This window comes from Riemerella anatipestifer (assembly GCF_009663465.1).
In the GTDB taxonomy this organism is placed as follows: Bacteria; Bacteroidota; Bacteroidia; order Flavobacteriales; family Weeksellaceae; genus Riemerella; species Riemerella anatipestifer_C.
Genome location: NZ_QXHU01000010.1, coordinates 8,769 through 16,786 on the forward strand (window position 1 = coordinate 8,769; position 8,018 = coordinate 16,786).

General features: G+C 29.1%; 6 protein-coding genes. All 6 read right to left on the bottom strand.

The features are described from left to right. Nucleotides 1-26: 26 nt before the first annotated feature. On the bottom strand, nt 27-1,685 hold the full coding sequence (locus tag D1003_RS10570) for a type IV secretory system conjugative DNA transfer family protein (protein ID WP_153936964.1): 1,659 nt from the start codon (nt 1,683-1,685) through the stop codon (nt 27-29). Nucleotides 1,686-1,696: 11 nt separating this feature from the next. Then, nucleotides 1,697-4,765 (bottom strand): DUF5712 family protein, encoded by a 3,069-nt coding sequence (locus tag D1003_RS10575; protein WP_153936965.1) that lies wholly within the window; start codon nt 4,763-4,765, stop codon nt 1,697-1,699. 3 nt (nt 4,766-4,768) lie between these two features. After that, nucleotides 4,769-5,395, bottom strand: coding sequence for a hypothetical protein (locus D1003_RS10580; protein WP_153936966.1), 627 nt, complete (start codon nt 5,393-5,395; stop codon nt 4,769-4,771). A 536-nt stretch (nt 5,396-5,931) separates the two neighbouring features. Next, nucleotides 5,932-6,150, bottom strand: a complete 219-nt coding sequence (locus tag D1003_RS10585; protein WP_153936967.1) for a hypothetical protein — start codon at nt 6,148-6,150, stop codon at nt 5,932-5,934. Nucleotides 6,151-6,465: 315 nt separating this feature from the next. Beyond that, nucleotides 6,466-6,987 carry a hypothetical protein gene (locus D1003_RS10590; protein WP_153936968.1) on the bottom strand — a complete coding sequence of 174 codons (522 nt, stop codon included), beginning with the start codon at nt 6,985-6,987 and terminating at the stop codon, nt 6,466-6,468. Between the two features lie 591 nt (nt 6,988-7,578). Beyond that, on the bottom strand, nt 7,579-7,872 hold the full coding sequence (locus D1003_RS10595; protein ID WP_153936969.1) for a hypothetical protein: 294 nt from the start codon (nt 7,870-7,872) through the stop codon (nt 7,579-7,581). Nucleotides 7,873-8,018 lie beyond the last annotated feature (146 nt).

The following is an 8,018-nucleotide window of genomic DNA, read 5'->3' on the forward strand; positions in this document are numbered from 1 at the left end:
GCAAATATATTAAAAAGTTTAAAATATTAAAATTTTCCACTTTCAGATACTCCTATACTCTTGGCAAATAAATCCATTTCCTCTATTATAGAATTGTACTTGTCAATCATTTTATTTTTCATTACTTCTACTTCCTCTAAACTTTCTTTTTCTATATTAAATTTTGGAAATTGGATAACTTCTGATTTTCCTCCAGAAATAAACGCAAACTTACCTGCAACAAATTTTGTAAACTCGTGAGCTCTCACTTTTGGTACTTCTTTTTCACTTAATGTATTAGATGTACCCCCTCTCCCTGTACTTACACTCCTTGTTTTTATTTTTTTAGGTTCAAAATACTGTTCATAAAATTTACCAGTATCAGGGTCATTTGCCCTCCCAAAAAATAAAGTAGAAAGGTTAGCCAAAATTGCCTTGAAACCGTCTTTACCATATTGAATAACAGCCTGTGAAATGTCTTGTGCGCAGTAAACGGTAACTATACCAAAACTTGCCATTGTAGAGGCTATTCTCGCCATATTTTTAAGTTTTATTGTGGGAGCTTCGTCCAACAAAATAAATGCAGGTTCTTGATGCCTAGTCATCATTTGCCTTGTTACAGAGTGAATAATCATAGCTAAAAATGGAGTTAATGTTTTCTCATTTTTAGGTTCATTCAGTACGGAAAGTATGGTTTTATTATCCTTATGATTTAAGTTAAGCTCTAAATCATTCTGACTTAACCCCCAAAAAGATTGTGGAAATGATATTTTTCTCAAAGCATTTGCTAAAGTAGAAACTACCCCTGCCGTTTGCTTTTCAGAAGCCAATCCCAAAATAAAAGATGAAGCCTGTATTTTCACTCTCTTATCATCAGTAAGAAATTTTTTAAGACCCAAAAAAGTATCGTAACTATCTGCTTTTAATCCTTTACTTTCTTCTTCTTTCAATGAAAAATCAACCGATAAAATAAATGCGATAATGTGAGGTAATGTGCAATATTCGGGGTGTTTAATAGAAAATTTTAGCACTAAAGCACTCAATAAACTAAGTGCAGTTTCGTAAAAGAAATCTGCATTTCCCTTATGTTCTGTAACTAAGTTATCTAATAATACAGAACATATCTCATTAACATCTTTCTCGTCCTCTAGATACTTTGGATATATAGGATTTATTCTAACTGAAATATCAGGTCTGTGTATGGCAAAAATCTTAACCCTCTCTTTTCCAAATAACGGAATACATATTTCTGTTAGTTCCCCATTCTTATAGTCATATATTACTCCGCTAAATAACCACTTTGAAAAGTGCAAAAGTAAAGAATAAATTACTGAAGCTGTCTTTCCACTTCGTGAAGCTCCAAAAACACCTACTCCTGCAAAAACATTTCTAATAATCTTTTTTCCTTTGCGTGTTATAATTTCAACATCAACCAAAGGCTCTGCTCTCTTTTCTATTTTGCCTATTCCTAACAATCCTCCCAAAACAATAGCAGGTAAAAAACCATACGGCAACAGTATAGGAAAAAACGAAGATTTGAAATTCTGGTCAAAATATATCCCAACAAAAAATACCAAACAAAAAATTCCCAATCCCAAGTAGCCTTTTATTTTAGCAGATATAAATGTTATACCGCCTACAAGAGCATAAATAACTAAAAAAACTCCTATTATTTCTTTATTTAATCCCAAATAATTTATTTCCATAAAATACTATTTTAATATTGTACCCCTTTGTCTAATGCATTTTTAAGAACTTTAACCATCTTAATCACTAAATCTATTTTAGATTTTGGCAAACTGCTTGGCAAAGGAATTGGCATAATTTCCTGTTTCGCCTTTCGGATTGGATTAAGTTCCTGCTTAACTGTATCTATACCTATAATTTTTTCAACCTTGCCTATTAAACGCCCTTTCAGTTCTCCAGTTAATGCTTTATTATACGATTTCTTTTTTTGATTAACATTTACATATTTTTCCGTTTCTTGTCTATTATACTCAAACTTTGTGTCAAAAATATTTTCTACTTTTTGAAAAAACATATCTCTATCAAACCCCACTTTAGCACCATTATTTAAAACGCCCTCTCTTTGATTGGCATTTGGGGACATAGACACCTTATCTTTGGGGTTAATACTCGTTTTATCGTGCCTAGATACAATGATATGAGTGTGATAGTTCATTCCTCCTTTTTTTACCCCCTCTTTTATCACTTCCCCTGTATATTTATCTCTCAAAAGCTCATTTTGTAAATCTGATATTTTCATTTTTTTTAGAGGATTTTTACTGTTTTTATATTCCTCTATTTTTTTTAAAATAGGTCTATTACGAAGTACCTCTTTATCTTTGTGGCTATAAGTTCTGTTTCGTTCTACCTTAGCAAAATACAGCAAGTCCTTACCCTCTATTTTTCGTTTGGTGGTATCAAACCCATTTTCTTTCCAAACTTGATTTTTAAATTCTTCCTTTTTCTCTCCGTATTCCTTTCTAATAGCTAAGTCTTTCGCCTTTTCCATACGGTATTGCAGCTTAAAATTTTCAACATAAAATTTACCGTCTCTTTCTTCTAGTTCACTAGCTTTAAAAGTAAAAGGGAGCGGTTCTTTAAATCCCTTTTCCTCCTTGTAAAAAGTCAGCATTTTATCCTCCTTACTCTTAATATCCTTTGAGGTATAATGATTAAATGGAATTTCAACCATTTTATTTTGCTCCTTGTCTCTTTCAATCGCTTTAGAAATAAGTCCATTTATTTTATCCTCCCTCTTAAAATAAAACTTGTCCTTTTCTTTCTCAAAATCTTTGTTATTAACCCAAAACCTTACTTCTTTTTCATAATCATTAGGTTTAAAAGAGAATAATGTTGATTGGTTTTTTTCTTCTACAGCTTTAATGGAAATATTATACCTATCGTTTCTCTCCACCTCTATAATGTTTTTATCAACTAATAAATTAGTAAATAATCTATCTGTTTCTTTGTCTTTAAAAAATTGGGTTTTTTCTTCATTTGATTTATTAACCTCCTCCTCTATTTTTTTATACTCGTCTTTAAAAACAGTATTTTTGCAATGTTCTATTAAATGTTTATCGTACTTTACTTTAAAATCTTCCTGATTCAAATAATATTCTCCATCTATAATTTTTAAGTCCTTTTGAGCTATATTGAATGAGAATTCACTATCTATATTTTCCAGTTTAAAACAAAATTCTATACTTTCATCTTTTATATTTTTTTCTTTTACGGAAAATACTTCTTTGTAGTCCTCTAACTCTTTATAATCTCCTTTGAGATAAAAAATATTTTCATTTCTAATGTGAACATAAAAATCTTTCAATATTTTTATTTTATGCTGTTCTCCTAAATCGTAATCCTCTGCCTTTTCAATAGCAAACTTTCCTATCCACTTCTTTCCTAAATTTTCATCTTCAAAATCTACTAGAATAGCCTTCTCACTTTCTGCTAATACTTTAACATCTATTTCTTCATACGACTGCCAATTAGAAATATTTAGTTTAGGAGCAGGATTTTTTATATAATTATCATCTAAAAACTTATTAAATTCTACCGAAACTTTTGTATTAAAGTTTTTTAAATGCTTCCCTGTAGGAACTTTATCAGGGTTTATATACTCCCCATCATCATTCTTAGAAAAATCAAACCCATTGTGTTTAGCTAAGTTATCATAAATTTTTTTTCTCTCCTCCTGTAAATTTTTTATTAAAAAACTTCTCTGAGCTTCATATACTTTTTTATTATATGTATTTTCACTAACATAATATAAACCCTTATCAAAATCTAATTCGCTTTTATCAAAGTATAGTTTTAAGGTTTCATCTATATTCAAATTATTTATTTGTTGCTTCCAATCATAAGCTATTACTAACTGTTCCCTCTTTTCATAATCCTTAAACTTTTCTATACTTTTATTACTACCAACAGCTAAACTACTAACTGAAACAAGTTGTTTATTTTTCGTCTCCTCAGCAATTAAATTTGATATTTTATTTGTATAATATTCCTCATCTATGAATAATTTTTGACCCTCTATTTTAAATTTTGAATTCGGAACATATAACGATACATTTTTATCAATCTCTTTCTGATAGAGAGTAAAAATACTTCCTTTATCTAAATCTGTTTTTTTTAAAAAATCAACCTCTATTATTTCCTTTCCATTTATTACTTCTATACCTTTACTCTTTAAAAAATCATTATATCTTTTATCAATCTCTGGTTGCATTGCCTTTCGTTCCGCATTATCAGGTAATGCTTCTTGATTAGCATAAATTTCCCTATCCATTTGCCTAGCATATTCCTCCATAACATCTTTGGTAAAAAGTTTCATTTGGAGCTTCATTAACTGGTCTTTTTGCTCCTCATAAAACTCTACTACTTCTACACTATCCTTTATCTCATCATATTTAAGCCCTCTGTTTTCTAGTTCTTCTATGGCTATCTTCTCCATATGTTCAAGTTCCTTTTGACTAGGAGAAATATTAAGCATATAGAAATTACTACTTGACAAGCTCTGTGTACCTCTATTTTTATCTATCTGCATAGATGCCTCATAAACATCAATCATTGAATTTTTATCCTCTAAGTCATAAGGATTAAAATCTTGATTGAAAAAATGCTCAACCGAATTGGGATTTATTTCTTCCTCTTTTCCCTCTGCTATTAAATTCTGATTTTTTAATTTTTCTTCGGAATTTTCTTTGTCTAAATACTGAAATATATTAGAGGACGACACCGACTTTTTCGCATCGTGAGAAATAATATTTAGATACATTTTTTAAATCTTATCCTTTAGTTCCAACCACTCCTCCTCTGATAAATCAATCACTATTTTTGTAGGAGATAACATTCCCCCTCTCTCTATTTTTGAATTATCAAAAATTTTAAACAGGGCTTTTTTTAAGTCATTATATTTTGAAAAATATTCTCCTACTTTAGTGGTTAATTCTTCCAATTTTTCTTTGTATTTTTCTTCATTATCCGACTGGTCTTTGTCTAATTTTAATCCTAAATTTAACGGATTTTCTGTTTTAGAATTTTCTTCTTTTTTATCGGATATATTAGAAAAATCTAAATCCGATATTTTATCTAAAACTGATAATTTTTTAGTGATTGGAACTAAATGGTCTTTGGTAATTCCTCCCACCCAACTCCTCAAACTTGCATTGTCTTTTGTGATTTTACTGTGGGATTTTTCAAAAGATTGGAGTAATCTTCGCTCCAAATTGAGAAGCTCTGATTTAAAATCTCCCACAAAATCATCTTTAGGATTTATGCTATTTCTAATGATAAAAAGACAAATTAAATTTATAGATATATCATAACTAGGATATGTATATCGTTCTTTTATTTCTGTTAAAAGATTATGCGTTTCTTTACTTATTCTTATGCTTTTTTCTGACATTACCTACATTTTTACATACAACAAAAATACAAAATATATATTATTATACAGATAGTTATACTGAAATTTTAAAAATACATATACATAAATAATACATATTTGCATACATATATAAAAAGTATTATTTTTAACTATCTATAAACCAAACAACTAAAGAACCACGATTTTTCAATCGTGGTTCCCTCTTGCTTCTCCTAAAATTTTTCCGCTTCGCTACAAAATTTGGAGACTGGGCATAGCCCAGCTTCATAAAAATAACCTATAAAGTCCAGAGAAGATGCCCCTTTAAGCACCCCTTATTTTAAGTGCTTCATTTGAGATAAATACTGTAAGTCCAACCCTTATATATTTTTTATTTTCGTAAGCAGAATATCCTATATAAAAATTTATAGGGTTTTCCAGTATGAGAATTTTTGGGTTAAACTAAATTTCAAAAAAAATAAGTTCAGCTTTTAGTTGAACTTATTTTATCATTGAAAAAAGTGGCGTTTTAAATGAAATTTACAATTATCATTTTTTTAAAATAATTGATGATTTTATATTTTTTTTTCATCAATATTTCTCTGCTTATTTTCCTTAAATCTTTCTTTTAATCCCTCTCCAATGTTTAAATAAAATATGGCGAAAAAAAGCCCCAAGATACTGATTATCCCATAAAAAATATTATTAAACACCATCGGAATATCTATAACCAAACTCACTAGAGAATATAGTATAAATACCACAAGACAAGTCAATACTAAAATTTTATTCATATCTATTTTTTATTTTTTTTCTCACTCTCTATTTCTATATCAAACCACCTATTTAGGTCAGCTCCCTTTTTTCTTAAAAATAGAAAATATTTATAAATTTTTATATTTTTATAGTTTCTTTCTATATAATATTTTCTGCTTTTTTTGTCTAGAAACTTATTAAGTTCCTCCTCGTCCTCCCTATTATTTAATACCGTTTTTCTTAATGCTCTCAGCATAATATTTTTTTATCTCTTTAATTAAATCGTCCCAAATGAGTTTAGAAAATAGATTAAAAAATTTAAACATAGTATTTTTTTTCAAAGATAACCTTTTCTAAGAATTACAATCTTTTCCTTCAAAATTTTTAATAATGCAATCTATGTTTTGCGATAATTTTTTGTACTCGCTTTTATCTAAATGGGGGTCTCCCATACCTATATTTCCATATAAAACACCTACTCCAGAATTTTTAAATTTTTCATAATATTGTAAATATCTCTGATTATAAATTTTATTGGCAGGAACATTACCCCAACCATAAGAACCTTTAATCACAAATAAATCAGAGTTTGGAAATTTTCTCTGCAAAACAGTTATTAAACTTGATATTCCTTTATCAACATAACCGTCATTAACTCCAATAGATATAAAAATATTCTCAATCTCTCTATTTTCGTCCTCACGCTCAACCATTTTAATAAGTTCTAAAATGCCTATCCCTACTTTGGCTAAACGAGGGTATATTTTAGCTTTTTTAGAGTTTCTAGCCAAATAAAAAGACTGACTATCTCCTATTATAAAACTTTGTCCTTTTGCAAAAAAGGACAAAAATAAGAAGTAAATTAAAATTTTCATATCCAATAAATTCTCGCAAAAATATGAATTTTGGATTTTTTATCTTCATTGGACTTTTTATTTGGTTATTTTATTAACTGGACTTTCCTTTTTTTACTTCTTTGGACTTATATTTTATCCTTATAAGTTATCCACATTTACACTTTATAAAAAAAAAAACTTTATAATAATACACTTTATAATACCTTTTATAGAATGGGAGTTTAGCCTTTATTCATAGGCGTTTTAAGCGTTTTAGAGGGGGGTGCAATGTATAAACTAGGGGGGGTGCAATATATAGAAATAGCCAAAAATGAGGGGGTGCAATGTATAGAAATAGCCAAAAATGAGGGGGGTGCAATGTATAAGTCATATATAAAAAAATAAAAAAAACGCAACCATAAGGGGGTGCAATGTATAAAGAGGGGGGTGCAATGTATAAAGAGGGGGGTGCAATGTATAAAGAGGGGGTGCAATGTATAAACTAGGAGGGGGTGCAATGTATAAAGAGGGGGTGCAATGTATAAACTAGGAGGGGGTGCAATGTATAAAGAGGGGGGTGCAATGTATAAATCAAAATGAAATGACTTTTTTACAACAAAAAAAACACCCCTAACTTGGGGTGTTAATCGTCCTTAGTATCCTTTCTTGTTTTACAGGAAACCAATAACAGTCCCATAAAACATATAAGTTGCCTGATTGGTCGAAGCCGATAATTTCGGTTCGATAGAGTATATGATTATAATATCCTCCATAAAACTCTACAACATCTCCTATTTTAAAATTTTTATGGACTGTTGTGTAATCCACTTTATATTTTTCTTTTAATGAGTTAATAAATTGATGTTTTTGCCATTTGTTAAATGGTCTAAGGTCTATTGCTAATCCTTTTTCTACTTTTTCCATAATTTTATTTATTTTAATATGTTTTTAAGTATTTATTTTTTTAATCCTATTCTTTCGCTTATTGCTTTGGAGTAGGAAAATTGGCTTTTTCTCTGTTGTAAAGGAAATTGATAAAGGCAGAGAAAACCTTTCATTTTTTTAGGTGT